Annotated in this window: 27 protein-coding genes and 1 pseudogene; 18 read left to right on the top strand and 10 right to left on the bottom strand. The window is 63.3% G+C overall.

Annotated elements, in window-relative coordinates; genetic code table 11:
* Window positions 1–187: 187 nt before the first annotated feature.
* The 5 genes from P0D73_RS30415 to P0D73_RS30395 all read right to left on the bottom strand — a co-directional run bounded on the left by P0D73_RS30415 (window position 188) and on the right by P0D73_RS30395 (window position 6091).
* Window positions 188–1291, bottom strand: a complete 1104-nt coding sequence (locus P0D73_RS30415; protein ID WP_408434258.1) for a nucleoside hydrolase — start codon at window positions 1289–1291, stop codon at window positions 188–190.
* A 122-nt stretch (window positions 1292–1413) separates the two neighbouring features.
* Entirely contained in the window at window positions 1414–2346 is a 933-nt protein-coding gene (rbsK, locus tag P0D73_RS30410) for a ribokinase (protein ID WP_408283706.1), read from the bottom strand.
* Window positions 2347–2435: 89 nt separating this feature from the next.
* Complete coding sequence (locus P0D73_RS30405; RefSeq protein WP_408283709.1) at window positions 2436–3437, bottom strand: ABC transporter permease; 1002 nt, start codon at window positions 3435–3437, stop codon at window positions 2436–2438.
* A 2-nt stretch (window positions 3438–3439) separates the two neighbouring features.
* The gene (locus P0D73_RS30400) at window positions 3440–5053 is read right to left on the bottom strand and encodes a sugar ABC transporter ATP-binding protein (RefSeq protein ID WP_408434255.1); all 1614 of its coding nucleotides are present in this window, start codon (window positions 5051–5053) and stop codon (window positions 3440–3442) included.
* A gap of 72 nt (window positions 5054–5125) precedes the next feature.
* Window positions 5126–6091, bottom strand: a complete 966-nt coding sequence (locus P0D73_RS30395) for a sugar ABC transporter substrate-binding protein (RefSeq protein WP_132378634.1) — start codon at window positions 6089–6091, stop codon at window positions 5126–5128.
* A gap of 122 nt (window positions 6092–6213) precedes the next feature.
* Here P0D73_RS30395 and P0D73_RS30390 point away from each other — a divergent pair, with 122 nt between their 5' ends.
* Window positions 6214–7158 (top strand): LysR family transcriptional regulator, encoded by a 945-nt coding sequence (locus tag P0D73_RS30390; RefSeq protein ID WP_408180268.1) that lies wholly within the window; start codon window positions 6214–6216, stop codon window positions 7156–7158.
* A 20-nt stretch (window positions 7159–7178) separates the two neighbouring features.
* On the opposite strand, the gene P0D73_RS30385 is transcribed toward P0D73_RS30390, so the two are convergent.
* Window positions 7179–8135 (bottom strand): nitrilase-related carbon-nitrogen hydrolase, encoded by a 957-nt coding sequence (locus P0D73_RS30385; protein WP_408434281.1) that lies wholly within the window; start codon window positions 8133–8135, stop codon window positions 7179–7181.
* 92 nt (window positions 8136–8227) lie between these two features.
* On the opposite strand from P0D73_RS30385, the gene P0D73_RS30380 reads away from it, so the two are divergent.
* The 3 genes from P0D73_RS30380 (at window position 8228) to P0D73_RS30370 (ending at window position 10830) form a co-directional block, all read left to right on the top strand.
* Window positions 8228–9127, top strand: coding sequence for a LysR family transcriptional regulator (locus P0D73_RS30380; protein WP_408180266.1), 900 nt, complete (start codon window positions 8228–8230; stop codon window positions 9125–9127).
* A gap of 245 nt (window positions 9128–9372) precedes the next feature.
* Entirely contained in the window at window positions 9373–10413 is a 1041-nt protein-coding gene (locus P0D73_RS30375; RefSeq protein WP_408434252.1) for a fatty acid desaturase, read from the top strand.
* A 72-nt stretch (window positions 10414–10485) separates the two neighbouring features.
* Window positions 10486–10830 carry a non-heme iron oxygenase ferredoxin subunit gene (locus tag P0D73_RS30370; protein WP_408434249.1) on the top strand — a complete coding sequence of 115 codons (345 nt, stop codon included), beginning with the start codon at window positions 10486–10488 and terminating at the stop codon, window positions 10828–10830.
* A gap of 72 nt (window positions 10831–10902) precedes the next feature.
* On the opposite strand, the gene P0D73_RS30365 is transcribed toward P0D73_RS30370, so the two are convergent.
* Window positions 10903–11910 (bottom strand): LacI family DNA-binding transcriptional regulator, encoded by a 1008-nt coding sequence (locus P0D73_RS30365; protein WP_408434246.1) that lies wholly within the window; start codon window positions 11908–11910, stop codon window positions 10903–10905.
* 388 nt (window positions 11911–12298) lie between these two features.
* On the opposite strand from P0D73_RS30365, the gene P0D73_RS30360 reads away from it, so the two are divergent.
* From P0D73_RS30360 to P0D73_RS30315, 10 genes and pseudogenes are all read left to right on the top strand, one after another.
* Window positions 12299–13123 carry an isocitrate lyase/PEP mutase family protein gene (locus tag P0D73_RS30360; protein ID WP_408434243.1) on the top strand — a complete coding sequence of 275 codons (825 nt, stop codon included), beginning with the start codon at window positions 12299–12301 and terminating at the stop codon, window positions 13121–13123.
* A gap of 197 nt (window positions 13124–13320) precedes the next feature.
* Entirely contained in the window at window positions 13321–14040 is a 720-nt protein-coding gene (locus tag P0D73_RS30355; protein WP_408434240.1) for a hypothetical protein, read from the top strand.
* A 138-nt stretch (window positions 14041–14178) separates the two neighbouring features.
* On the top strand, window positions 14179–14274 hold the full coding sequence (locus P0D73_RS30350; protein ID WP_408180308.1) for a LysR family transcriptional regulator: 96 nt from the start codon (window positions 14179–14181) through the stop codon (window positions 14272–14274).
* 132 nt (window positions 14275–14406) lie between these two features.
* Window positions 14407–14931 (top strand): annotated as a pseudogene (locus P0D73_RS30345) (LysR substrate-binding domain-containing protein); the annotation flags it as partial.
* Between the two features lie 17 nt (window positions 14932–14948).
* Window positions 14949–15911 carry an alkene reductase gene (locus tag P0D73_RS30340; RefSeq protein WP_408434237.1) on the top strand — a complete coding sequence of 321 codons (963 nt, stop codon included), beginning with the start codon at window positions 14949–14951 and terminating at the stop codon, window positions 15909–15911.
* Window positions 15912–16111: 200 nt separating this feature from the next.
* On the top strand, window positions 16112–16555 hold the full coding sequence (locus P0D73_RS30335; RefSeq protein WP_132378654.1) for a hypothetical protein: 444 nt from the start codon (window positions 16112–16114) through the stop codon (window positions 16553–16555).
* 73 nt (window positions 16556–16628) lie between these two features.
* A complete protein-coding gene (locus P0D73_RS30330) occupies window positions 16629–17012 on the top strand; it encodes a hypothetical protein (RefSeq protein WP_408180259.1) in 384 nt (127 codons plus the stop codon).
* Window positions 17013–17164: 152 nt separating this feature from the next.
* Window positions 17165–18328 (top strand): patatin-like phospholipase family protein, encoded by a 1164-nt coding sequence (locus tag P0D73_RS30325; protein ID WP_408434235.1) that lies wholly within the window; start codon window positions 17165–17167, stop codon window positions 18326–18328.
* A gap of 214 nt (window positions 18329–18542) precedes the next feature.
* On the top strand, window positions 18543–19253 hold the full coding sequence (locus tag P0D73_RS30320) for an SDR family NAD(P)-dependent oxidoreductase (RefSeq protein WP_408180257.1): 711 nt from the start codon (window positions 18543–18545) through the stop codon (window positions 19251–19253).
* 59 nt (window positions 19254–19312) lie between these two features.
* Window positions 19313–19549, top strand: coding sequence for a tautomerase family protein (locus P0D73_RS30315; protein WP_132378662.1), 237 nt, complete (start codon window positions 19313–19315; stop codon window positions 19547–19549).
* 41 nt (window positions 19550–19590) lie between these two features.
* Here the strand turns inward: P0D73_RS30315 and P0D73_RS30310 are convergent, their stop codons facing one another.
* The gene (locus P0D73_RS30310; RefSeq protein ID WP_408434231.1) at window positions 19591–20691 is read right to left on the bottom strand and encodes an NAD(P)H-dependent flavin oxidoreductase; all 1101 of its coding nucleotides are present in this window, start codon (window positions 20689–20691) and stop codon (window positions 19591–19593) included.
* Window positions 20692–20855: 164 nt separating this feature from the next.
* Here P0D73_RS30310 and P0D73_RS30305 point away from each other — a divergent pair, with 164 nt between their 5' ends.
* Window positions 20856–21767 carry a LysR family transcriptional regulator gene (locus P0D73_RS30305; protein WP_408434228.1) on the top strand — a complete coding sequence of 304 codons (912 nt, stop codon included), beginning with the start codon at window positions 20856–20858 and terminating at the stop codon, window positions 21765–21767.
* Window positions 21768–21806: 39 nt separating this feature from the next.
* On the opposite strand, the gene P0D73_RS30300 is transcribed toward P0D73_RS30305, so the two are convergent.
* On the bottom strand, window positions 21807–22811 hold the full coding sequence (locus tag P0D73_RS30300; RefSeq protein ID WP_408283995.1) for an FUSC family protein: 1005 nt from the start codon (window positions 22809–22811) through the stop codon (window positions 21807–21809).
* A gap of 426 nt (window positions 22812–23237) precedes the next feature.
* Between P0D73_RS30300 and P0D73_RS30295 the strand changes: the two genes are divergently transcribed.
* From P0D73_RS30295 to msrA, 3 genes are all read left to right on the top strand, one after another.
* Complete coding sequence (locus P0D73_RS30295) at window positions 23238–23663, top strand: Ohr family peroxiredoxin (RefSeq protein WP_408283737.1); 426 nt, start codon at window positions 23238–23240, stop codon at window positions 23661–23663.
* Window positions 23664–23751: 88 nt separating this feature from the next.
* Complete coding sequence (locus tag P0D73_RS30290; RefSeq protein ID WP_408283740.1) at window positions 23752–24024, top strand: hypothetical protein; 273 nt, start codon at window positions 23752–23754, stop codon at window positions 24022–24024.
* A 170-nt stretch (window positions 24025–24194) separates the two neighbouring features.
* Complete coding sequence (msrA, locus tag P0D73_RS30285; protein WP_408180252.1) at window positions 24195–24701, top strand: peptide-methionine (S)-S-oxide reductase MsrA; 507 nt, start codon at window positions 24195–24197, stop codon at window positions 24699–24701.
* Between the two features lie 128 nt (window positions 24702–24829).
* Here the strand turns inward: msrA and P0D73_RS30280 are convergent, their stop codons facing one another.
* On the bottom strand, window positions 24830–25291 hold the full coding sequence (locus tag P0D73_RS30280) for a MarR family winged helix-turn-helix transcriptional regulator (RefSeq protein ID WP_121309326.1): 462 nt from the start codon (window positions 25289–25291) through the stop codon (window positions 24830–24832).
* Window positions 25292–25326: the final 35 nt, after the last annotated feature.

Here is a 25326-nt window from a genome sequence, read left to right as displayed (position 1 = left end):
CGCGCCATACCGATGGACCTGCAGCCGCCACATTGAACACAGCTTTGCCGCAGCACCGGAAGTCGAGAGACTAGCCGAGCGCCGAGAAACACCTCGGTGGAACTCGTTCAGTCGAGCCCAACCGAGGACATGCCGCCTCAATATCGTTACTTCTCCAAGGCAGCCACCCAACACTCACCGTCCCACGTCACGGCAACGTAATCGGCACCGGCCTTGTCAGCAAATCAACATAAAGACCAAAAAACCGATTGTTATCAAACAGAGTAACGTACGTGATCTTCTGCGGCGAAGCACCCGCCGCCGGCTGATCCGGATACACCTTCACATGCCCCTGATCTTCACCGCTCGCAGTGTCGATATCCAGATACGCACTTTTCGTCTGCGTAGCGTAAGTAGGATCAAGGAAATACGCAATCGTCAAAGTATCAAACAAATCAGTATTACTCGCGAACGCCCCCGCATTGGTAATCCCATACGCCCTCGTCACCGCAGTCTGCTTGCTCGGGTTATTGACGATCTGGTCATACACGCTTTGAGTCAGCGGCACCGTATTCGTCACGTCGAGCGGAATCACGGCCTGCGGAATCGACGTCTGCAACACGGTGCGCACAGCAAGCGGATCAAACCACCAGTTGAGTTCGCCCACGGCGTTCGCATTGCCCGGCACGGCCATCGCGCCGCCCATATAGACGATCCGCTTGATCAGCGGCACGATCTCCGGCGCCTTCATGATCGCCGTGGCAAGGTTGGTGGGCGGCCCGACCTCGAGAATGGTGACCTGGTTCGGATAACGTTTGATGGTCTGGATCATGAAATCCGCAGCGCTCTGCGACTGCAGTTTCGTCGACACGGCGAACCCATCCGGCGGCGCAACGAGCTGAGCCTGCGACGTCGGTTCGGGCCGGCTCCACGCGCCAAAATAGCCTTGCGGATTGGCGCCCTGCTGCGCGCGAATACTCGCCACATCGTATTGCAATGGATAGTCGGCGCCGCCGTACACACCCACGACGTTCTGCAGACCCATGCGCTCCACTGCCTTGAGCGCATCCGATTCTTCCTGAAGCAGCCAGTCGTTGCCGGTAACCACGGTGAGGCCGAGCAGATTGACCTTGCCCTGCCCCATCAACTGCGTGGTCATGGCAAAAAGCTGGCCGTCGTCGCCCATCGTGTTGAAGTCTGAATCGATGATGACCTTCGGCGCATTGGCGAGGGGATCAGTGGTCGATATGCCGCCACCGCACGCAGCCAGTCCCAACGACATCATCAGTATGCCTATGCATTGTGATTTCATGTTTCGTCCATTCGAGAGCGTGATTAACAAGGGAACACCATCGTGAGATGGTGCCGATAAATCAACGTCGAGCCACCGAAAGTGGCAATGCGGACCGCCTCATGTCACAACCAGCATCCGTGTCAGGCTGCGCTTTCGACTTCCGCGCGAGTCGGTATCGACGGCTGCGCGCCCGCACGCGTCACGGAAATCGCCGCCGCGCGTTGCGCGAGGCTGATCGCGCCTTCCAGTGGCTGCCGTGAGGCGAGTTGCGCGGCAAAGACACCGATAAAAGTGTCGCCGGCCGCAGTCGTGTCGACCGCTTGCACTTGCGGTGCGGGGAAATGCATGCCCTCGCCGCCTTCCACCAATAGATAAGCGCCCTGCGCACCGAGCGTGACGATCACATTGCGCGCGCCGCCCTGTTGCAACTCCGTGGCGGCGCGCCGCGCGCCGCTTTGCGATTCGACCGGCAAGCCGGCTAGGATGGCGGCCTCGACCTCGTTCGGCACGAGGTAGTCGACCAGCGGCAGCCATTCCGCCGGCAACGGCCCCGTGGCCGGCGCCGGGTTCAACACAGTGATCTTGCCCAACCGACGAGCGAGCGCGAGCGTCGCGTGAACGGAATCCCACGGCGTTTCCAGTTGGCACACCACGACGTCGCAAGCCTTGATCGCCGCTTCATGGCGAGCTACGCTCTCAGGCGTGAGCTCGCCGTTGCTGCCGGCGACCACGACGATCGTGTTCTGCCCGTCGTCGGACACCGTCACCATGGCAACGCCGGTCGGCTGGCTCGGATGCACTTCAACTCCGCTGCAGTCGATCCCTTCCGCTTCCAGATCCTTGACCCGTTGAGCGCCGTTCGCGTCTTTCCCGACACATCCGACCATGGCCACCCGCGCGCCGATGCGCGCGGCCGCGACAGCCTGGTTCCCGCCCTTGCCGCCGGCAACCTGCGAGAACTCATGTCCGCCAATCGTCTCGCCGGGGCGCGGCAAATGCGGCGCGCGAGCGACAAGATCTGTATTGATGCTGCCCACAACCAGCACCCGGCCCTGCTTCGTTTCTTTTGACACCTTCTTTCGCTCCTGTGTCGACCGGAGTTAGCGCGTTAGCGCTTACTCGGGTCCCATGCAAAGCTCCAACCATTCACCGAATGGTCCAATTATGCGGCGCGACGCCGGCTTCGATAAGTATCCAGCACGACAGCCACGACAATCACGGCTCCCGTAATGATGCGCTTGGTCGGCTCGGTCGCGCCGATCTGCGCGAGCCCAGCGGCCAGCACCGAAATGATCAACACGCCGAAGAAGGTGCTCGTCACCGAACCGCGCCCGCCCATCAAACTCGTTCCGCCGATCACCACCGCCGCGATCACCTGCAATTCGATGCCCTGCCCTGCATTCGGGTCCGCAGCCTCGAGCCGCGAGATCTGAAACAGGGAAGCCAGGCCGGCCAGCAGGCCCATCATCGCGAACACGGCGATTTTGTAGGGCCGCGGATTGACGCCCGCGAGCCGCACCGCTTCCTCATTCGTGCCGATGCCGATCAGATAGCGGCCGAAAACCGTGCGCGTCAACACGAACTGCGCGGCGACCATCACCACAATGGCGATGATGAACGCCGGCGAGATGCCGAACGCGACCGGATTGGAGAGGAAATCGAAGGCGTCGCCGATATAAGCCGTGCGCGAGTTGGTCAGCTGATACGCGAGACCACGCGCCGCTTCCAGCACGCCGAGCGACACGATGAACGACGGAATGCGCCACGCCACGGTAATCGCGCCGGTCACGCAACCGGTCAGGGTCGCGCCCGCCATGCCGAGCAAGGCCGCGGGCAGCGCCGGCCAATGCCACTGCAAGGCCGCGACGCTCGTGAGCGCGGCGCCGAGCGCCAGCACCGAGCCGACCGACAGATCGATGCCGGCGATGATCAGCACAAAGGTCATGCCGATCGACATCACGACGAGGTCGGGGATCTGGTTCGCGATCGTGCTGAACGTGTCGTAGGTCAGGAAGTGCGAGCTCAGCAGCGAGAACAGCACGATCATCCCGAGGAGTGCGCCGAGCAATCCAAGATAGTTCGAGAATCCGAGTCGTGTGCCGAGCGGCTTCGCGTTTTTGGGTGGTTCGTTCTTCAGCGTAGGCAAGCTGGTTTCTACGGTCATGCTCAATACTCCACTAATTTTCTTTCGTCGGGCGCCTTCGCGTCGGGTTCGATCGGCTCGTGCAGCATGTCATCGCGTTTCGCGTAGCCCGCGAATGCCGCTGCCAGCAGCGCGTCCTGAGTCCACTCGCCGCGCTCGAACAGGCCCGTCATGCGGCCCGCCGACATCACCGCGATCCGGTCGCAAATCGCCATCAATTCGCGCAGATCGCTCGATACCACCACCAGCGCCCGGCCTTCGCGAGCCAGTGCGCCCATCAATGCATAGATGTCGAACTTCGCGCCGACGTCGATCCCGCGCGTCGGTTCGTCGAACAGCAGCACCGTGCAATCGCGCGCGAGCCACCGGCCGATCACTACCTTCTGCTGGTTGCCGCCCGACAATTCCGACACCGGCTGCGACGGCCCGGCGCTGCGGATGCGCATGGCATCGATCTGCCGATGCGCCAGCGCCGCCTCGCGACGGCCATCCACCACGCCCTTGCTCGATACCGAACGCAAGTGGCCCAGCGAGATGTTGGCGGCAATCGGCTGGGTCAGCAGCAGTCCCTCGCCCTTGCGATCTTCGGTGATCAGCGCGATGCCGTGCTCGACTGCGTCCGCCGGCGACGTGATCGTCACGGGCACGGGTGCGCCGCCTTCACGCCCAACCGACACCGTGCCGACGTCCGGGCGGTCCGCGCCGTAAATCAGCCGCATCAGCTCCGTGCGGCCGGCGCCGATCAGCCCGCTGATGCCAAAAATCTCGCCGGCCTTGACCTCGAAGGACACGTCGTGCACCACCGGCTCGCGCGTCATGCCGCTGACCTTGAAGGCCACCTCGCCGATGCGCCGCTCGCCGAGATCGATCCTGTCGCCGATATCGCGGCCCACCATCAGAGTCACGAGACGGTCGGTGCTGAGATTGGCCATCTCGTCGACATGCACGAGCCGGCCGTCGCGCAACACGGCCGCGCGCCTCGCGATACGCTTCAATTCTTCCAGCCGGTGCGAGATGTACACCAGCGCCACGCCACGCGCTTTCAACCGCTCGACTTGCTCGAACAGCAGGTCGACTTCGCGCGCGGTCAGCATCGCAGTGGGTTCGTCAAGAATCAGCACGCGGCAGTCGCCGATCAGATTGCGCGCGATCTCGACCATCTGTTGATGCCCGATACCCAGTGTGCCGACCAGCGTGTCGGGATCGATCGCGTCGAGGCCGACTTGCGCCATGGCGTGCCGCGCGTCCTCGCGCAGCTTGGCGCGGTCGATCCAGCCGAACATGCCGCGCTGCGGCAAACGGTTCAGAAACAGGTTCTCTGCCACGGAGAGCGTGGGCAGCAGATTCAGCTCCTGCATGACCATGCGCACGCCGAGCGCCTCGGCGTCCTTGCGGCTGGCCGGCGCGTAGGCCGCGCCGCCGAGGGTCATCGAGCCGGTAGTCGGCGTGACCAAGCCGCCGATGATCTTGGACAAGGTGCTCTTGCCCGCGCCGTTTTCGCCGGTCAACGCCAGCACTTCGCCCGCGCGCAATTCCAGCGAGACATCGGCGAGCACGGGCTCGGCATAGGTCTTGCCGATACCGTGCACGCGCAGCACGGGCGCGGCTTCAGCAAGAGATGAAATGGGAGTGGACATCAGAATGATCAGGCTGGACAGAAAACAGTCGGCGTGGCCCCTGGACCGAGCGGGCCACGCGTTGCACCCAACTTACTTGGTGACCAGATCGACCGGCGTTTCGACGACGCCGGACAATTCAGACTGTTTCTTGTGTTCGGAGATTGCCTTCAGAGCCGTGTCGATGCCGAACACCGCCTGCTTGGCGGCGTATTGATTGGCGGTGGCGAGCACGCGGCCGTCCTTGAGCATCGGCTTGATCGCGTTGATGTCGTCATAGCCGACCACCTGCACCTTGCCGGCCTTACCGGCCGCGCGCACGGCCGACACGGCGCCGATCGCCATGTTGTCGTTGCCGCACAGCAAGGCCTTCACGTCCGGGTTCGCGTTGAGGATCTGGCTCGCCACGGCGTTGCCCTTGTCGATTTCCCACTCGCCCGATTGCAGCGCGACGACCTTCATGCCGCCCGACGCCATGGCCTGCTTGAAGCCGGCAGTGCGTTGCTGCGCGTTGGTCGTGGTCGTCACACCTTCGATAATGCCGACGTTGTCGCCCGACTTCAGGTGCTTAGCCAGGTAGTCGCCGACCTTCTGCGCGCCCTTGGCGTTATCCGGCCCGACGAACGGGATGTTCAGGTCTTTCGACTTGAGGACGTCGTTGTCCAGCTTGTTGTCGATATTGACCACGATGATGCCGGCATCGACCGCCTTCTTCAGGACCGGCACCAGCGCCTTGGAGTCAGCCGGCGCGATCACCAGCGCGTCGACCTTCGAGACGATCATCTGCTCGACGATACGGATCTGGTTCGCCGTGTCCGTCTCGTCCTTGATGCCGTTGGTGACCAGGTCGAATTTCGCCGGATTCTGCTTCTGATAATCCTTGGCGCCCGTTTCCATGGTCAGGAAGAACTCGTTCGCCAGCGACTTCATGACAAGCGCGACTTTCGGTTTATGGGCGGCCTGAGCAAACGCCGCCGGCATCGGCAAAATCGACACGGCGAGGAAGGCTGCGCTGGCTGCAATGGCGCGACGCCGCGCCGGTAGGAAATGGCGAATCATTGATGTCTCCGTATCGCTCGTTCGGTCTACTGAGAGCCGTTGAGTCGTGTGATGGGTAGGAACGCCGCACTTGCCACCACTTGCTCAATCCCTCAGGTCTGGTCGCGTGATGCCGGGCAAGTATGGCCAGCTCCAATCCTATCCTCGCGAACTGCGTTATGCTATGCCAAATTTCAAAACCTATCGTTTCAAAAATGGAACACGTGGACTGGGACGACCTTCGGATTCTGGTGGCGATCGCCCGCGAGGGAACCATGCGATCGGCCGCCGCGGCGTGCGATCTGAGCGCGCCGACCCTGTCGCGCCGCCTTACCGAACTTGAAAGACGGCTGGGCGAACCGCTCATCGACCGCGTGCCGTCGGGTTGTACCGTGACGGCGTTCGGCGCCAAGGTGCTGGCCTGGGCGGAGCAGATGGAAGACCTGGCGCACCAGATCGAACGCGCCGCGGACGTCAACGGCGGCGCACCCGCGCATGGCACGGTGCGGATCAACGCCGTCGAATGGCCGTCGTACATTCTGCTGAAGCTGCTCGGCTCGTTTCAGGACAGGCTGCCGGGGCTCGCGATCGAAGTGCTGACGTCGCGGCGCCCCTATAGCCTTGCGCGGCGCGAGGCGGACATCGCACTGTGGTCCGAGTGCCCGGAAGAGGGTGACCTGTACGTTCGGCGGATCGGCAGGATCCGCTTTGGGCTGTTCGGCTCGCGCGATTACTATCTGCGCCACAAGGCGGCGATCGTGAAGAAGGAGTGGGACAAGCTGTCGTTCGTCGGCTATGACGACCGTCAACCGGACCATCCGGCGACGCAATGGCTGAAGGCGCTACCCGGCGCCCCGGCGCCGTCGCTTCGCAGCAGCTACGGCATGGGCGTGTTCGACGGCGTGCTGGGCGGCTCGGGGCTCGGCATACTCGCCCAGCTAGCCGGTGACACGACGAGCGATCTGGTCTGCGTGGAGAAGCACATCAAGGCGCTCGATCAGGATGTGTGGATGGTGCTGCATCCAGCTCTGCGCGACAGCGAGCGGATCCGGACCGTGGCGAACCTGATTGCCGAGATTTTCCGCTAACGTCGCCTGACGAACGAACGCTAGCGTATCGGCCGGTTGCGGCTAACCTGCGCGAAGCTGAGCGCGATCGCGCCTCGCGCAGAAACGCTGCGCGGCTCGAAATCCGCCGCTTGATGGCCGGATCGGGTCAGCAAGCCGTAGAGTTCCGGGCGGCGGGTGGTCAGCCATTGCTGCCCTGCACTTGCGTCGATCAGGCCTCTGTCCAGATCGGCGGAAATGAGTTCGTCTCGCGCGCTGCTCTCGGCGAGCACGCGGCCACATGGATCGATGATCATCCCTGCCCCGCTTGACTGTTCTGGGCCGTCGACCTCCACGCCTTCGCTGAAGACGACGAACATGCCGTTGTCTCCGGCTCGCGCCGGCAGCAAGCGGCGCAACGATTGCCCCATCGAAGCCGACCGCGTTCGGCGATCGTCGGTACAGTTCACGCCCCCGTCACTCCGATGCGGCGCAATAAGCAACGTCGCGCCCATGAGCGCCGTCATGCGCATGTTCTCAACCAGATAATTGTCGCCGCCGATGAGGATGCCGACGCGAAGGCCCCACGCCGTATCGAAGACGGTGAACCGGTCGCCGCTGCTGATCCGCCGATGTCCGAACGCATGCAGTTTGCGATGGCAATGACGCACGCCGTCCGGCAGGCACACCACGTAGCTGTTGAACAACCGCCCATCGCTGGCACGCTCGATGATCCCGACACCAGCGGCCACGCCGGAACGTTCGACCGCATCGGCAACCGCGCGGATCGACGGTCCGTCGAGCGGTTCTGCAAGCGCATCGAGTTCGGCGCGATGAAGCTTCGCCATGTCTCCGCAGCCGCCAATACAACTCTCCGGAAATACCACCAGCCCGATGTCTTTCTCAGCGGCAAGCGCCAGGCAATCCGCAATGCGCGCGACGTTATGCGGGGCGTCGCCGGGACGTGAAACGAGCGGCATAGCTGCAACGCGAAGCGATGGAACAGTGGAGGAGAACATCTTCACGACCGGAGGAACAGAACGACTCCATTGGACCGCTCCCCCTTCGATAAGTAAAATGAAAAATTCTATGCGTTCAATCACTTAGTGGAATGGAACTCAAACTACTGCGGGCGTTTCTGACAGTCGCCGAACTCCGCCACTTCGGGCACGCCGCCGAAGCGCTTTATGTCAGCCAGCCCGCTCTGAGCAAGCAGATCGTAGCGTTGGAAGCGAGCCTTGGCGCGCGGCTGTTCGAGCGCGGCCGGCACGGCGCGGAACTGACGGTCTTCGGCGAAGCATTTCTTGCCGACGCAGAAGCGCTGGTGCGCGACGCGGACAATATCCTCGCGCGTGCGCGCGAAGCGAGCAGCGGTACGCGCGGTTATCTACGCGTCGGCCTCGGACTCTCGACCTTGACCGAGGCGCCGCAACTGATCGCCCAATTCCGCAAGCTCCATCCGAATGTCAGCGTCACGCTGAACGATCTTTCTTCCGCGGAGCAAACCCGGCGGCTTCTCGCCGGCAAGCTCGACGTCGGTTTCCTGCGCTTGCCGGCCGACGCCGGCTTGTCCACGTTGCCGATACTCGACGAGGCGCTGGCATTGGCGATACCGCAGCACGCGCGCTGGAAACGCGTTCCATCGAATCTGCAGGAATTGAACGAGCCCGGGTTTATCGCGCTGTCACGCGGACGCGGTCCTGGCCTCGCGGCGCAGATCGACCACTGGTGTGGTGAACATGGCTTCGTGCCCAAGGTGATCCAGCAAGCCGACGACATTCAATCGGTACTCGCCGGCGTGGCGGCAGGCGTCGGCGCGGCGTTCCTGCCCTCGCGCGCGCAATACCTGTTACGCGACGCAAGGGTGCTGCCGTTGCGCGATGCCGCCGCCCGCTGGCGAGTCGGACTGGCGTGGCAGACCTCGCGCGACGATCCCGTGGTGGCGAATTTCGTCGCGTTCGTTAAAGCGGCGAAGAAGTCCCTGCGCGCAGGCGCCACTGCGTCGGCCTGACAGGTAACGCGTCGGCGAGCTTGCCCGCTTGGCAAAGCCTTCGCCGTCCATCGCACCGCGGCCGTTTCGAACTACACCACTGCCTTATCCGCCATGGCGCGCACGGCCATTGATGGAAAACCATCATTTTTCAGCGTGAATCCGCGCGTACCTTCCTCTATCGTTGACCCAACGAAAAGCGCGCCTGGCCCTTCGCATTGACGGGAAGCCCGCAAATAGAGAACCGTCATCTGGAGATACCCCCCATGTCCACGACTCCCGGCGTCGGTAGCACAGCCACACCTCGCGTCACCGACACAGCCTTCGAAGACGGCATCGGCCAGCAGTGGTATCAGCCCGTCATTGCGCGCGCCGCGCTCAAGGCATTGATGAAGCGCAGCGACGCCGAAGGCTGGCGCAACTTTGGACTGTGGCTGGCCTTGCTGATCGCGTCGGGTGTCGTCGCGGCAATGACATGGGGAAGCTGGTGGGCGGTGCCGGCGTTCTTCGTCTACGGCACGATCTATTCGTCGAGCGACGCGCGCTGGCACGAACTCGCGCACGGCACGCCGTTCAAGAGCCGCCGCGCCAACGACTTCTTCTATCACCTGTCGTCGTTCATGACGATTCGCGAAGCCTACTGGTGGCGCTGGAGCCACGCGCGGCACCACACGCACACCTACTTCCAGGCGCGTGACCCCGAGATCCAGGTCGCACGGCCAACCAAAGTCTGGCCGATCGTCATCGACTTTCTCGGCCTGATGGGCTGCACGGTGGAAATCGGCAAGGTCGTACGGCATGCATTCGGCCGTGTCGACGCCGCGACCGACGCGTTTCTCCCTGTCACCGAGAAACCCAAGATGATCTGGTCCTGCCGCATCTACCTCGCGGTGGTGCTGGGCACGGTCGCGCTCGCGATCGCCATGCGCAGTTTTCTGCCGCTCATGTTCGTCTGGACGCCGCGCTTCTACGGCGGCTGGCTGCATCAGTTGCTCGGCCTCACGCAACATGCGGGACTCGCCGTCAACGTGAAGGATCATCGCCTGAACACGCGCACGGTGCATATCAATCCGGTGTTCCGCTTTCTCTACCTCAACATGAATTACCACCTCGAACATCATCTGCTGCCGATGGTGCCGTTCCACGCGTTGCCGCGTCTGCACGAAGCGATCAAGGACCAGTTGCCGGCGGCCTATCCGAGTCTTTTTGCGGCGTATCGCGAGATGCTGCCCGCGCTGTGGAAACAGCGCTCCGATCCTGCGCACGTGATCGAACGGAAGATCCCGGTCGAGGACGCGCCCGCATGACCGGCGCGCCGCATTCCGCGCACAGTCGAACGCTTGAACGTCCCTGAATCCCATCGAACAATGGAGACTTTCGTGACCGTCGAAACCAGCAACATCAAGTGGGTGGTGGCCTGCGCCACCGGCGATATCGATGAAGAAGACGTGATTCGCTTCGACCACGCCGGCGCGAGCTACGCGGTGTACCGGATCGATCAGGGCTTCTTCGCATCCGACGGCTGGTGCACGCACGAACACGCACATCTCGCCGACGGCTTCGTCGTGAATCGCGAGATCGAATGTCCGCTGCATCAGGGGCGTTTCGACATTCCCACCGGCGAGCCGAAAAGCCCGCCTGTGTGCGTGCATCTGCAAACTTATCCGGTGCGTGTGGAGAACGGCGAAGTGCTGCTGGGCGTTCCCGCCAAGGACGAGTCATGACAAGCCATGCCGCGATGGTCATCGTCGGCGCCGGCCAGTACGGCACGCGAGCCGCGCATGCACGATGCGAGGCTAGTCGCTGAGCGGCAGATTCTCGCGCAATAGCACGGTGACGGGAATCTGATGCGGCATGGCAACGCCCGGATCGCGATGATAGTGTCGCAGAACGATTTCAATGGAACGCATGGCTTCGCCGGCCGGATTCTGATCGAGCACGGCGTCGAGCGTGCCTTCTATCAGCAGCCGGCGCGAACTTTCGTTGAGTTCGTGACCGACGAACACCGTCGAGCGCGTGCGCTCGAGCGCCACGAGCGCCGCGCCGACGCCTTCGTTGCCGACGGAAATGTTGTAGATGCCGCGCAAGTCGGGATAGCGCCGGAAGGCGTCGCGAGTAAGCCGTTCGGTGATCACCGACTGCTCGCGGCTCTCCACGGTCTCCGCGATCTCGCAGTTCGGAAAGCGCCGCCGCAGCACGGAACGGAAGCCGCTTTCGCGCTCTTCATGGCCGAGAAAATCATGCATGCCGGTCAGCACGAGCACCTTACCGCCCGCCTCGCCGATGAAGCGCCCGACCAGTTCGCCCGCGACACGTCCCGCGCAGCGGTTGTCCACGCCGACGTAGGCGAGCCGCCCCGTGCCCGGCAGATCGCTGGCGAGCGTCACGACCGGAATGGCGCGGCTGACCTGCCGCAGCGCCGCGGTAATGTCCGGATGCTCATACGCGACGATCACGAGCGCGTCGGCCTTCTGCGTGGCGCGGTGAATGGTGTCGACCACGCGCGCCGGATCGAGGCTGTCGAAGTAAGTGACCGCGCAGATCACGCGCTGCCCCTCGAACGTCTTTTGCGCCACTTCGAAGCCCTGCTTCAACGACACGTAGTAAGGCGACACCGGTTGCTGCAACAGGATCGCGATACGCAGCCAGCGTACCGACACCGAGTCGAGCGCGCGGTCGATCTTCAGCTTGCGCGCCCATTCGAGCACGCTCATTTCCTTCGCGCGCGACACGCCGCCTCGCCCGTTCAGCACTCGGTCGACGGTCGCCTCGCTGACACCGGCGGCTTTCGCGATGTCGGTCATGCTCGTTTTGCGGCGTGTGGAGCTGGGCATTCGCGTCGGGCTGACAGAAAGAGGAAGCGACGATGACCGGATCATCGCATCCCGGCTGTGGCGCATCAAGCCAGGCCGCCGGTTGCGTAAACATCGATCGGGGACGTCAACGAGCTGCCTCGTCAGTGCGCGTCGAAAGGCGCGCTCGCGAGGCTGGCGAGCAGCGACACCTCTCCGAACATACGTATGTCGCACACAAAAGAGTAAATTTCACGGATGATGAGACCCGCCGCAAGCGGCTCCGCCACGTCGACGAACCGCTCACCGCGGACACCGAAACCGACTTCCCGGTCGTGGACCTCGAGGTCGCATAACCAGTACGGGCGGTTCAGGCTCGCCCGCTTTCAGGAGATACGCCATGTCCCGCACCGTCGCCGAGAAGCGCGCCGCGTTCAAAGCGCTGCACACGTCCGGTTGCTTCGTCCTGCCCAATCCGTGGGATGCCGGCAGCGCGCGCTATCTGCATACGCTCGGCTTCCAGGCGCTCGCCACGACCAGTTCCGGCTTTGCCTGGTCCACCGGACACGCCGACAACACATTGCCGCGCGAGGCGATCCTCGCGCATCTGCGTAAGATCGTCGAAGCAACCGACCTGCCCGTCAACGCGGACTTCGAGAACGGCTTCGGCAGCACGCCGAACGAGGTCGCGGAAAGCGTCAGGCTCGCCGTCGAAACCGGCGTGGCCGGCCTGTCGATCGAAGACTCCACGGGCGACGCCGCCGCGCCGCTCTTTCCTGTCGAGGTCGCCGTCGAACGGATCAGCGCCGCGCGCCGCGCCATCGACGAAAACGGCGGCGATACGCTGCTGGTCGGCCGGGCGGAGAACTTCTTCGCCGGCTCGCCCGATCTCGACGACGCGATCGCGCGCCTCAAGGCCTATGCCGCGGCCGGCGCCGATTGCCTGTACGCGCCGGGCATCCAGACGCGCGAGCAGATCGAGGCCGTGGTCGCCGCCGTGGCGCCGAAACCCGTCAATCTGCTGATCGGTTCGACGTCGGCGTTCACGCTGCAGGACGTGGCCGCGCTCGGCGTGCGGCGCATCAGTGTCGGCGGGGCGTTGGCTCGCGCCGCGTGGGGTGGCTTCATGCAGGCGGCACAGTCGCTTGCGCAGGGCCGCTTCGACGGCTTTGCCGGCGCGGCGCCGGGCTCGCAACTCAATGAGCTGTTCCAGAACCATGCTTGAAGCGTGATGACGCGGCTTGCGGCTAACGCGCCTCATAGCGTCGGATAGCCAGCATAGCCGCGCACGCGCGTGATTGACCTGAAAGAGGGAACATTTGACGTACGGTGAATTCCGTATGTCAGATAGGATACTTTGGCTTCCAGAATATCCGAGCCAGCACCCTGCCGTTACCCGCGTCAACTCACGAGGTGGAACCCATGAACGATCTCCTGGCATTCGCTGTCGACGCACATGGTGGGATAGAACGCTGGGATAGCTTCACGCGACTCTCCGCCGAACTGTCCGTCGACGGCGCCATCTGGCATGTCAAGCAACAGCCTGGACTGCTCGTCGACAAGCGTATCGACCTCACGACGCATACTGAGAAGCTGACCATTACCCCGTTCACGGCGCCCAATCTGCGCAGCGTGTTTGTGCCTGAGCGCCTGACGCTGGAAACGCTCGACGGCGCGGTCACCGAAACGCGCGAGCATCCGGAGGCCGCTTTTGCCGGTCAGACGCTCGAGACGCCGTGGGACAAATTTCACGTGGCGTACTTCGCCAGCGAAGCGCTCTGGACCTACCTGACTTCGCCTTTCCTCTACACCTATCCGGGTTTCGAAAGCGAAGAGATCGAGCAGTGGCATGAGAACGGCGAAACCTGGCGCCGTCTGAAGGTGACGTTTCCCGAACACATCGCGAGCCACACGCGTACGCAGATTACGCATTTCGGCCCCGATGGACTGATGCGCCGTCATGACTACACCGTCGATATTCTCGGCGGCGCGACCGGCGCGAACTATGTCAGCGAATATCGCGAGTTCCAGGGTATCCAGATGCCGACGCGGCGTCGCATCTACGCCTATGACAGTGCGATGCAGAAGGTGCCCGAACCCTTGCTCGTCGCGCTCGACTTCGGCCATATCGAATTCCAGTAAGCCGCTTGCGGCAGGACGCAAGCGCCCGCGGGCCATAAAAGGATCGGCGAACTCGATGCATGATCGGATCGCACCGCCCGCCGGTGCGGCTCGAGCGAGCCAATTCAACAGGGGTGGCCCTTGGACAAATTTCAGGCGATGCAGGCTTTTGTGCGCGTGGTGGAAACGGGAACGTTCACGAGAGCCTCCGAGACCCTGAACATCCCCAAGCCAACCGTCACCAGGCTCATTTAAACGCTCGAAGCGGAGTTGGACACCAAGCTGCTCAACCGCACCACCCGCAAGGTCAGCCCCACCGCCGACGGCACCGCTTACTACGAGCGTGCCGTGCGGCTCCTCAACGAACTCCAGGAACTCGAAGGCGTGATGGCGCGCTCGAAGAGCAATCCTCGCGGCCGTCTGCGCGTCGATTTTCCGGTGCCGATCGGGCTCGGCCTCATCATCCCGGCGCTGCCCGATTTCGTCGCGCGCTACCCGGATATCAAGCTCGACTTCGGCGTCAGCGACCGGCCACTCGATCTCGTGGCGGAAAACATCGATTGCGTCGTGCGCACCGGCAAGGTCACCGACCAGTCGCTGGTCGCGCGACGGCTCGGCGAAGTGCGCCAGGTGCTTTGCGCGACCCCGGACTACTGGAAACGGCATGGCCGCCCCAAGCATCCCTCGGAACTGGAACATGGGCACGTGGTGATCCAGATGGTCGCGGCGCGAACCGGACGGGCGTTCCCGATCGCGGTCACCAGAAACGGCGAGAAAGTCGACCTGACGCCCGAGCGCACGCTGACCGCGAACGATTCGACGGCCTGTCTCGCGATGGGCCTGTCCGGCCTGGGCGTCGTGCATGCGCTGACGTTTCTGGGCCGGATGCATTTCGAAAGCGGCGCCCTGGAACCGGCCTTTGCCGATTGGTGGGCCGACCCCATTCCCGTGTATGTAGCCTCGGCGCACCCGGAATCTACTCGGATGCGCAGATTCCCGGCTGGAAGACAATCACTGAGGCCGTGCATGCAAAAGGCGGCCGCATTTTCCTGCAGTTGTTCCATGCGGGCCGCCAGTCGCATCGCGATATGCAACCGGATCGCGTGCTGCCTGTCGGCCCGTCTGAAATCGAATCGGAAGGACTCGCCTACACTGCCAGCGGCTGGGTGCCGAGCACGCCGAATCGCGCGCTCACCGAAGCCGAAGTCGTAGCGCTGGTCGAAGACTTTCGCTCGGCAGCACAGCGCGGTTTGGAAGCGGGATTCGACGGCGTCGAAATTCACGGTGCGAACGGCTATATCATCGACCAGTTTCTGCATGACGGCAGCAACCAGCGTAACGACGCGTACGGCGGTTCGATCGAGAACCGCGCGCGTTTCCTGCTCGAAGTCACGCAGGCTGCGATCTCCGTTTGGGGCAGCGATCGCGTGGCCGTGCGCATCGGGCCCAGCGGCTCGTTCGGCGACATGTCGGATAGCGATCCCGTCGCGCTCTTCACGCATGTCGTGAAAGAACTCGACAAGCTCGATCTCGCCTACCTCCATCTGATCGAACCGCGCATAGCGGGCAACGCCGCCGACGAAAGCCGGGATCAGAATCCGATCGCCGCGCGCCGGTTCCGCCAGTCGTATCGCGGCACGATCATCGCGGCCGGTGGATTCGACGCCGACTCGGCGCAAGCGATTCTTGCCGAAGGCAGCGCCGACCTGGTGGCGTTCGGTCGTTACTTCATCTCCAACCCTGACTTGCCCGAACGTCTTCGCCACAAACTGCCGCTGAATGACTACGATCGCGACACGTTCTACGGCGGCACGGCTGTCGGCTACACCGACTACCCGTTCTACCGGGCGCCTGAAGCGAGCCGTGACGCGGCGCTGGAATTGGCCGCCTGATCACGGGTTGAGCACGCACATGGGCACACGTCCCGCGCCGCTCGAACGCGCTCGCGCGTGCGGCGCGAGGCGCGCTTCCGCCCCAGATGCACGACGCCGCCAAAGTTCGCTGACGCACGTACGCTGTTCACGCAGCCATGAGAGACTGATGACTAGCGTGCGTTCAAGCCTGTCGACGCCCGCAGTTTGGGCCGTCAGTCATGGAACCTCGTCCTTTCAGAGTGCTTGCCGCACTCCTCGTCTCAAGCGTCGGCTTCTGCCCGGCGGCCTCGCATGCCTACGCGCTCGACGATCAGTTCGACTGCCAGGCGCGTCCCCACGCGTTCATCACGAAACTCATCGACGACAAGTACATCGAGTCCAATCCCATGCGGGTCGACAAGAACTCCGTCAACGCGTTTCGTCCCGTGCACGGCAGCGACATGACCGTCTTCGGCTTTCGCGTCTACGCCGTGCTCGGCTACGAGCCTGACGACGGGATGTTCAAGAAAGGCCGCGGCCAGGCTCTCGCGGGCCCGTTATACGGCGTCGTGCTGTCCGCGCCGAGCGAGTCGGTCGAAACGCGCGTGCGCGCGGCCGGAAGCACCGCCAAGGTGCACTCGGTCATTCCGTTGCTGCTGACCGCGGTGATCTGCACCGATTGACGAAGGGCGGCCGGGCGTCGCGGTGCTATGCTTTTCGCTCCTCATCGCACACGTCGCCAAGGACTTCACGCCGATGCCCTCATCCGTGCGCAACTCGCTCATCTGGATCTTCGACGCGTTCGAGCGCGATCCGACTTACATCAGCAAGCGGATGTTCGGCAGCGACGCCGCTTATATCGATGGACTCTTGTGCCTGATCGCCGCGGATCGCGACAAGCCGTGGAATGGCCTGCTGGTGTGCACGTCACACGACCGTCACGCCGCGCTGATCGAAGAAATACCGGCCTTGCGGCCGCATCCCGTGCTCGGCAAATGGCTCTACATACCGCAAGACGATCCGGCGTTCGAAACTGTCACCGAACGGCTGACGGCGCTGGTGCTCGCCCGCGATCCGCGCGTGGGCGTCGAGCCGAAGCCGCGAGAGCGCAGCAGAAAATCCAGGCTGCCGAAGGCGTAAAGCGTCGCGCCGCTCAAACGCTCGGCTCACCCGCGCGTTTGCGCCTGCCACCCGGCTCCACGGTTTGACTAAATTCACCACTGCCGGTGATGGTGCGGATCCATACCGTGGCAAAATCAGCGGCACCGCAGCAGGTGTCCAGGAGGCTTGTCATGGGCAACGAAACGCACGTCGAACACGAGACCGGCGCAGCCGGCGGGCCGGACGCCCCACCGAACATTCCCGGCCAGATTGTCCTGGTCTTTCAGGGCGGCGGCGCCCTCGGCGCGTACCAGGCGGGCGTGTATCAGGCACTTCATGACGGCAAAGTCGAACCGCACTGGGTCATTGGCACGTCGATCGGCGCGATAAATGGCGCGATTATCGCCGGCAATCTGCCCGAGAACCGCATGGCGCGCTTGACCCAGTTCTGGAACGGCGTGGCGCGTCATGGCGTCGAGGCAGCAAGCTGGCTGCCGGGACTCGCAAACTGGCTGCGCGACCTTGCCACGGTCACTCAAGGTGTGCCGTCGTTTTTCACTCCACAGTTGCAATCCTGGGCGGGCATTCAGGCACGCGTCCGTTCCGATCAGGCAGCTTTCTATTCAACCGGACCGCTGCGCGAAACCTTGTCCTCGCTAGTCGATTTCGACTACCTGAATCAGAAGGCGACGCGGCTGACAGTCGGCACCGTCAATGTCCGCAGCGGACGCATGCGCTACTTCACCAATCGCGACGCGCTGCTCGACGTCGAACACGTGATGGCCTCCGCCGCTTTTCCGCCCGGCTTCCCAGCGGTGCAACTGGAAGGCGAATCGTACTGGGACGGCGGCATCTATTCGAATACGCCGCTCGAAGCCGTGCTCGACGACCGCCCGCGGCGCGACTCGGTGATTTTTTCGGTGCAGTTATGGCCTTCGAGCGGTCCGGAACCCGAATCGATCTTGCAGGTCATGAGCCGGCAGCGCGACATTCAGTATTCGAGCCGCGCGGAAAGTCATCTCGATCGACAGAAGCAGATTCACCGCTTGCGCCACGTGATTCGTGAACTCGGACAGCATCTGCCCGAAGAAGTACGCGACGATCCGCAGGTGCGCGACCTCCTCGGCTGGGGTTGCGGCACCACGATGCGAGTGCTGGAACTCGACGCACCGGCATTCGATAACGATGACCTGAACAGGGATATCGATTTTTCGTCGGCGGGCATCAAGCGGCGCTGGCTTGCGGGTTACGAAGACACGGTCCGCTTGCTGAAGCGCGCGCCCTGGCGGGAATCACTGGACCCGATGGAAGGCCTCTCGGTCTTTCGCATGGCCTCGGCGGAAAGCCAAAAATAATCGCGTTAGCGCCGCCGGCAGCGACTAGCGATGCCGGGCGCGGCGTAAGCCTCGCGCGCCCAACCACCGCAAATCCCATTTGTACCTCGCACGCAAGACTGTTTGTCCATGGCGGGTGTTCGAGATCGGCGCCGATGCGCCTAGATTTCATACCCATCGGAGCCGCTGGCCCGATCAGCATTTGATCCCAAGTTACTTATCCGGAGATTTAGCCATGAACACGTCACAAAAAGTCGTCGTCGTTACGGGCGCATCGCAAGGCATCGGCGCCGAACTGGTCAACGCGTTTCGCAAGCTCGACTACCGCGTCGTCGCCACCGCACGTTCGGTCAAGCCCTCGGAAGATCCCAACGTCCTGACCGTGGCAGGCGATATCGGCGACCCGGCCACCGCGCAGCGCGTGATTGCCGAAGCCATTGCCCGCTTTGGCCGCATCGACACGCTCGTCAACAACGCCGGCATCTTCGTCGCCAAGCCCTTCACCAGCTATACGGCCGAAGACTACGCAAACGTCACCGCCGTGAACCTCAACGGCTTCTTTTTCATCACGCAACTCGCCATTGCCGAGATGGAAAAGAATGGCAGCGGCCACGTGGTCAGCATTTCGACGAGCCTCGTCGACCACGCTATCGACGGCGTACCCTCGGTGCTGGCCTCACTGACCAAGGGCGGCCTGAACGCGGCCACGAAGTCGCTGGCGATCGAATACGCGAAGAGAGGCATCCGCGCGAACGCCGTCTCGCCGGGCATCATCAAGTCGCCGATGCATGCGCAAGAAACCCATGCGGCGCTCGGCGGGCTGCATCCTGTCGGGCACATGGGCGAAATGAGCGATATCGTGGGCGCTGTCCTGTATCTGGATTCAGCGCCGTTCGTGACGGGCGAAATCCTGCACGTCGACGGCGGCCAGAGCGCGGGCCACTGATCACGCCAGGGCGCCGCTGATCGGCGCCTTCACGTCAACCGAGGATTACGGAGAACGCCATGCCTATCGTCACAATTCAGGTGACCCGCGAAGGTTCCAAACCCGGCAACGATGCCGTCACAGCCGACGAAAAAGCCCAGCTCATCGCAGGCGTCAGTCAGGTGCTGCTGGACGTGCTGAACAAGCCGCTCGCAGCGACCTTCGTTGTCATCGAAGAAGTGGACACCGAAAACTGGGGCTGGGGCGGATTGCCGGTCGAAGCCTATCGCAAGCAGCTGGCCCAGAAGCCGGGTTGAGCGTCGGGCGGGGATCGCTCTACCCGTTGGCCTTCCAGTTTTTAGTTCGCGAACTGCCGCAGCTGCTCGATGCTCTGCTTCAGTTCGCGCTCCAGCTGGACCATCAGTTCCGCCGCGGGCAACGACCTTGCCAGCGCGGCGGCCTGGCCTGCCCAATGCGCGCCGTAGCCGAACTCGCCTTTCGCCTTCGCTGCCGCATTCAGCGCCTTACCGGCGTCGTAGGCAATCGGATAGGCGGCCGGCCTGGGTGAATGCGGGTCGGCGCCGAGCGCCGTGAAGCTGTTCGCCATGCTTCTCGCCAGCCGCCCGGAGATCGCCGCCGTGAACGTCGTGCGGCGAGCCGCCTCACCGAGCATCGCGCGACGATAACCCTCGTCGATCGACGTTTCCGGGCACGTCACAAAGGCCGTGCCAAGCTGCGCGGCCTGAGCGCCGAGCGCGAGCGCCGCCGCAATGCCGGCGCCGTCCATGATGCCGCCGGCGGCGATCACCGGCAGCCGGCATTCCCTGGCCAGCAAACGCGTCAGGGCGAACGTGCCCAACCTGTCGTCGAATGCATCCGGGTCGAAGACACCGCGATGCCCGCCGGCCTCGATCCCTTGCGCCACGATCGCATCGACGCCGGCCGCTTCGACCTGCGCCGCTTCCTCCAGATTGGTCGCACTGGCAAGCAGCTTGATGCCCGCCTTCCTCAGTTCGGCGATGACATCGCCGGAAGGCAAGCCGAAGTGGAAACTGACGATCGCCGGCTTCTCCTCCAGAAAAACCGCCAGCATGGCGGGATCCGCAAGAAAGCTCGTGTAGATCTCCGACAGCTTGGCCGGCGGCGTTGCCCCATATTTTTCGAAGTGCGGCGCAAGCCAGCTCAACCATTGCTGCTCGAGCGCCGCGTCCGCTTGCGCAGGCTGATGGCAGAACACGTTGATGTTGAACGGCTTGCCCGTCAGTGCGCGCGTCTCCCTGATCACCTTGCGCGCGCCGTCAGCGTTCATCGCTCCGACGCCCAGCGAGCCGAGCCCGCCCGCATTGGAAACTGCCGCAGCCAGAGCAGGCGTGGTGACACCGGCCATCGGCGCCTGAATGATCGGTTTGTCGATGCCCAGCACGTGCAGCAAGGCGCGGTTGTCTGTCTGATTGCTCATGTCGCTTCCTCATCGAGTCTCACTACAATATAGTCCTGATATTCCGTTTGAACCCTTGTTCCGCATCCAACGCGGCCGCGCCGCCGTTGCGTTCGCGCTGCGGCCGTTCCGGGCGGCATTCCGCCCGGACAAGACAGCGCGATCAGGCACTTCGCCGAGAGACCATGCAGCGTCAATTTGAAGATGTCCTTCTGGGCAGTATCGAACTGTTCTGTCTCGCGGCCGAACTGGAGAGTTTCACCGAGGCCGCCAACGCCGCGAGCGTCACGCCGGCCGCCGTCAGTCGTACGGTCGCGCGTCTGGAAGAGCGCCTCGGCGTGCGATTGTTCGTGCGGACCACCCGACAGATCCGCCTAACCGATGCGGGACGACGCTACTTCGAACAATGTCGTCTGGCGCTGGCCCAGCTCGCCGAAGCCGAGCGCGAAGCGACCGGACAGCAAACCGCGCCGACCGGCGTGCTGCGCATCAGCATGCCGACGCCATATGGACACTACCGCGTGCTTCCCCTGCTGGCCGAGTTTCGCAAGCGCTATCCGGGCGTGACGGTGGAAACGCATCTCAGCAATCGCAACATCGATTTTGGCGAAGAAGGCTTCGACCTGGCCATTCGCGGCGCGGCGCCCGGAGACTCCGGGCTGATCGCGCGCACGATCGAGGACGCGGAACTGGTGGTCATCGCTTCGCCGGCTTATCTGAGTGGCGCCGCCAAGCTGAAAACGCCGGACGACCTGATCCATCACGACTGTGTCCAGTACGCGTTGCCGAGCACCGGCCGCAATCTTCCGTGGCTGTTCAAACACGAAGACGAAGTTGTCGAGACGATGACGAGCGGCGCTTGCACGTCATCGGGCGACGTGCTTGCTGGGGCGACGCTCGCGCGTCACGGTGCGGGTATTTTTCAAACCTACCGGTTCATTGTCGAGAAAGACCTTGCTGAAGGAACGCTCAAGGAATTGCTCATTCCCTATGGCGGTTGCTCGCGGCCGTTCGTGCTGCTTTACCCGCATGCGCGGCATCTGTCCTCGCGCGTGCGTAGTTTCGTCGACTTCCTGATGGAAAAGCTGGGGTCGTAGGCTTGCGGACGGTCGCGCGACGCTCTCCACCCCGGCCCGTCACAAGCGCAGCGGGAAGATGAACTTCGCCGCCAGCAGTCCAAGCACGCCGCCGAGGAGCGTCTCCCAGGCGCGCGCGCCAAGAATCGAAATGGAGTGCACGCCGCCGATCGCCAGCGTCACGATCAGCGTGAAGGCGAACGCTCCGCAAGCGATGTCGTAGCGATCGGGCAACGTCATCGCGTAGACGATCATGGCGGCCGCGACGGCGGCCCAGGCGAGCAGCGGCGCGTGCTCGACGAGCGGCAGGCAGGCTAAACCCACCGGAACGCCGATCAACGTACCGATGATCCGTCGGCGCACCCGTTCCGCCGTGCCGCTCGCGGAGCCCGCAACCACGTAGGTGCTTGCCGTGATCGCCCAGGCGGACTCCTTGAGTCCGATCGTCTCGTTCAAGACAACGACGACCAGCGCGCCGCTTGCCGCCTGCAGGCCCATGATGAGTTCAGCGGAAAGTATCCAGCGATCCGGCACGTTGACGGGCGAAAGCACCGTCATGGCGGGACGCTCCGCCGGGCCGCTGAGCAGCCGTGGAACGATGCACGCGATAATCGCGATCAGTCCCGCCACTCCGACCGCCGGCAGATCGACCGTCGTCAGATGGACGTTGTAAGCCAGCAATTGGCCGATGTATATCTGGGAGCCCATTCCCGCACCCAGAATGCCGAAGCGCTTGAGATAGCCGACCAGAAAGGCGCCTGTGACGAGCGTCAGTTCCGGGCCCGATTTGCCGATCGACTGCAGGAGCGGGGCGAATGCGATGAACATGGCCGCGCCGAGCACGGCGGCGGCACACAGGAGTGCCAGGTCGCGGCTGGATTCGGGCCGCGAGACGCGCGCTTCCGAGACGCTGGCCCACAGCGCGAAGTTGCCGGCCAGCGAGGCGACGAGCGTCGCGCCGGGCAAACCATGCGTGATGTCCTGCAACGTCCCGAGCGCAGCGGCGATGCCGTAGGCGGTGATAAGCCGCAGTCCCTTGATCCGGCGATGCGTGCCGGGATCCATCTGCTCAAGCCAAATCGTCGCTCTTCTTAGGACGCCACGCCCGTCCTCGCCCGTGGGTTCGCCTTGAATGCCATCGCTCGCCGCGCGGTTTTGCGCGTCGGCGCTGATCTCTTTCTTGTCGTTCTCCGGGATCGTCGTTCGCTTCACGGCGTTGGGCGCGTCGGATTGGGCTACCCGTAGTCTAGTTGATCGGAACGGCGCGGACCGGTCGGAAATCGTGGTCAGCGGCTTGTTTCGCCAACCCGGTTAAGACAACCGCTTCCTGACGGCCATCGACTAATCGCGGCTTTTGCTATCAAAAATCGTATGCGATTTAATCTCATGCGCTTGACAAGGCCAAACTTCTCCCTCATTATGCGACGCATGCGATCGCATCGCATGCGATTTAAAGCGATTAGACACCCTCTCTCTTTCAAGGAATTCATCATGACCAAGATCGAAACCGTCCTGCTCACCGGCAAAACCCACACGAAGTTCAGCGGCCGCGGCGGCCGCGTCGACCTCAATCTGTCGACGGCCAAAGGCGCCGGCGACGACATCGCGTTCCCGGCCGTCCAGGCGCATCCGACCGCGGAGCAGTTGTTCGCGGGCGCCTGGTCGGCCTGTTACATCTCCGCGATCGGCCTCGTGGCTCAGGCGAAAAAGGTGACGCTTCCGGCCGATCTGTCGGTGGATATCGAGGTGGATCTGGGCATGACCGGCGACGCCTACTTCCTCCAGGCCCGCTTCGACGTCAGCGTGCCGGGCGTGGCGCGCAAAGTTGCCGAGGCCCTCGCGCACGAAGCGCACGAAATCTGCCCGTATTCGAAAGCAACGCGCGGAAACATCGACGTCGTGGTCAACGTGGTCTGATCCTTTTCCATCACTGAATCGGCTTTTCGGGGCGCGATCCGGCAAGGCTCGCGCCTCTTACCAAACATCTTTTATGCGGAGTTCCATCATGAAAACCAAACTCGTTGCTGCATTGCTCGTCGCACTTTCTGCTTCCGCCGCCGCGCCCGCATTCGCCAGCGGCTATGGTCCGGCCCCCTTCTATCGCCCTTCGGTCGGCGCCCCAGCGTCGCAACGCGGGCAGAGCGCGCAAACCGTCGCGGCGAGTGCCGACGACGCAGCCGGCTCGCAAGCCGCGTATGGCGGTGTCGTCTCCGGCCACTCCGAGTCCGCAAGCCGCGCCGCCGTCGCGCCTCACGACAATCTTTACGCACGTCACTAAAGCGCGCAGCCGGCCGCGGCACGCAGCGCGGCCGGTTAGCTTGCCAATGCCCCAGGTCGGCACGAAGGGCTTTGCCTGCCGGCCGACTGGCCGTGCCGATCTCTGGCATGCTTGCGGGACCGCATCCGAAAAACGGCGAGCCAACCACTGACGAAAAGGATTGGATTGAAATGACGACGCAAACCGAAACCGCCATCCTGGCCGGCGGCTGCTTCTGGGGCATGCAAGACCTGCTGCGGCGCTATCCCGGCGTGCTGTCCACGCGCGTGGGCTACACGGGCGGCGACGTGCCCAACGCCACTTACCGCAACCACGGCACGCACGCAGAGGCGCTGGAAATCGTGTTCGACCCGCGCCAGATCAGCTATCGCAAGATCCTGGAGTTTTTCTTCCAGATCCACGATCCGACGACGAAGAACCGCCAGGGCAACGACATCGGCATGAGCTACCGCTCGGCCATCTTCTATCTCGACGATGAGCAGAAGCGAGTGGCCGAGCACACCATCGCCGACGTCGAGGCATCGGATCTCTGGCCTGGCAAGGTCGTCACCGAGATCGTTCCCGCCGGCCCGTTCTGGGAAGCCGAGCCGGAACATCAGGACTATCTGGAGCGCATTCCCGACGGATACACGTGCCACTTCGTCCGCCCGAACTGGAAGCTGCCCGAGCGCGGCTGAAGGTTAATTCAAGCGCCAACGGTCGAGCAACGCCGTGGCGCAACAAAAAAGAAGCCCGCGAACATCGTTCGCGGGCTTCTTCGTTTGGAAAGGCGCTTGATGCGCGCATGGATCGCGTGATCCGCCGCTCATTCCCCGTTCTGAACCGCTTTGACGAGATTGTTGCGCAGCGTCACGATCGCCTTCTGCACTTTCGAGAACTCGTCCGGCGCGAGGCCGGTTGCTTCGACGAGGTCCATGTTCAGGCCTTTTTCGCGCAACCGCCGACCGCTTTTCGTCAAGCCGACCCGCACCTGACGCTCGTCTTCGGGGTCCCGCTGCCGTTCCACATATCCCGCCGCCTCCAGCTTCTTCAGGATCGGCGTGAGCGTGTTGGACTCCAGGAACAGTTTCTCGCCCAGACTGCTGACGGTCTGGTTGTCCTCCTCCCACAGCGCAATGATCGTGATGTATTGCGTATAGGTGAGCCCAAGCTCTTCGAGAATCGGCTTGTATGCCTTGCCGAACGCCAGGTTCGCGGAATAGACCGCAAAGCACAGGAAGTCGGAGAGCTTCACATCCGCGGAAGCTGGTTGGTCGGTCGATTTCATCTGCGTCCTCGTTGGGTAGAGGCTAACGCCTCGCT

The organism is Paraburkholderia sp. RL18-101-BIB-B (assembly GCF_046026985.1).
Classification (GTDB): domain Bacteria; phylum Pseudomonadota; class Gammaproteobacteria; order Burkholderiales; family Burkholderiaceae; genus Paraburkholderia.
The sequence above is the reverse complement of the archived record's forward strand: the minus strand, read 5'-3'. Positions and strand labels throughout refer to the sequence as shown.

Excerpts from the sequence above, each read along its gene's own strand:
- P0D73_RS30415 (WP_408434258.1), bottom strand. The coding sequence starts at position 1,291 with ATGAAATCACAATGCATAGGCATACTGATGATGTCGTTGGGACTGGCT.
- P0D73_RS30405 (WP_408283709.1), bottom strand. The coding sequence starts at position 3,437 with ATGACCGTAGAAACCAGCTTGCCTACGCTGAAGAACGAACCACCCAAA.
- P0D73_RS30400 (WP_408434255.1), bottom strand. The coding sequence starts at position 5,053 with ATGTCCACTCCCATTTCATCTCTTGCTGAAGCCGCGCCCGTGCTGCGC.
- P0D73_RS30395 (WP_132378634.1), bottom strand. The coding sequence starts at position 6,091 with ATGATTCGCCATTTCCTACCGGCGCGGCGTCGCGCCATTGCAGCCAGC.
- P0D73_RS30390 (WP_408180268.1), top strand. The coding sequence starts at position 6,214 with ATGGCCAGCTCCAATCCTATCCTCGCGAACTGCGTTATGCTATGCCAA.
- P0D73_RS30385 (WP_408434281.1), bottom strand. The coding sequence starts at position 8,135 with ATGTTCTCCTCCACTGTTCCATCGCTTCGCGTTGCAGCTATGCCGCTC.
- P0D73_RS30380 (WP_408180266.1), top strand. The coding sequence starts at position 8,228 with ATGGAACTCAAACTACTGCGGGCGTTTCTGACAGTCGCCGAACTCCGC.
- P0D73_RS30375 (WP_408434252.1), top strand. The coding sequence starts at position 9,373 with ATGTCCACGACTCCCGGCGTCGGTAGCACAGCCACACCTCGCGTCACC.
- P0D73_RS30365 (WP_408434246.1), bottom strand. The coding sequence starts at position 11,910 with ATGACCGACATCGCGAAAGCCGCCGGTGTCAGCGAGGCGACCGTCGAC.
- P0D73_RS30360 (WP_408434243.1), top strand. The coding sequence starts at position 12,299 with ATGTCCCGCACCGTCGCCGAGAAGCGCGCCGCGTTCAAAGCGCTGCAC.
- P0D73_RS30355 (WP_408434240.1), top strand. The coding sequence starts at position 13,321 with ATGAACGATCTCCTGGCATTCGCTGTCGACGCACATGGTGGGATAGAA.
- P0D73_RS30350 (WP_408180308.1), top strand. The coding sequence starts at position 14,179 with ATGCAGGCTTTTGTGCGCGTGGTGGAAACGGGAACGTTCACGAGAGCC.
- P0D73_RS30335 (WP_132378654.1), top strand. The coding sequence starts at position 16,112 with ATGGAACCTCGTCCTTTCAGAGTGCTTGCCGCACTCCTCGTCTCAAGC.
- P0D73_RS30330 (WP_408180259.1), top strand. The coding sequence starts at position 16,629 with ATGCCCTCATCCGTGCGCAACTCGCTCATCTGGATCTTCGACGCGTTC.
- P0D73_RS30325 (WP_408434235.1), top strand. The coding sequence starts at position 17,165 with ATGGGCAACGAAACGCACGTCGAACACGAGACCGGCGCAGCCGGCGGG.
- P0D73_RS30320 (WP_408180257.1), top strand. The coding sequence starts at position 18,543 with ATGAACACGTCACAAAAAGTCGTCGTCGTTACGGGCGCATCGCAAGGC.
- P0D73_RS30315 (WP_132378662.1), top strand. The coding sequence starts at position 19,313 with ATGCCTATCGTCACAATTCAGGTGACCCGCGAAGGTTCCAAACCCGGC.
- P0D73_RS30310 (WP_408434231.1), bottom strand. The coding sequence starts at position 20,691 with ATGAGCAATCAGACAGACAACCGCGCCTTGCTGCACGTGCTGGGCATC.
- P0D73_RS30305 (WP_408434228.1), top strand. The coding sequence starts at position 20,856 with ATGCAGCGTCAATTTGAAGATGTCCTTCTGGGCAGTATCGAACTGTTC.
- P0D73_RS30300 (WP_408283995.1), bottom strand. The coding sequence starts at position 22,811 with ATGGATCCCGGCACGCATCGCCGGATCAAGGGACTGCGGCTTATCACC.
- P0D73_RS30295 (WP_408283737.1), top strand. The coding sequence starts at position 23,238 with ATGACCAAGATCGAAACCGTCCTGCTCACCGGCAAAACCCACACGAAG.
- P0D73_RS30290 (WP_408283740.1), top strand. The coding sequence starts at position 23,752 with ATGAAAACCAAACTCGTTGCTGCATTGCTCGTCGCACTTTCTGCTTCC.
- msrA (WP_408180252.1), top strand. The coding sequence starts at position 24,195 with ATGACGACGCAAACCGAAACCGCCATCCTGGCCGGCGGCTGCTTCTGG.
- P0D73_RS30280 (WP_121309326.1), bottom strand. The coding sequence starts at position 25,291 with ATGAAATCGACCGACCAACCAGCTTCCGCGGATGTGAAGCTCTCCGAC.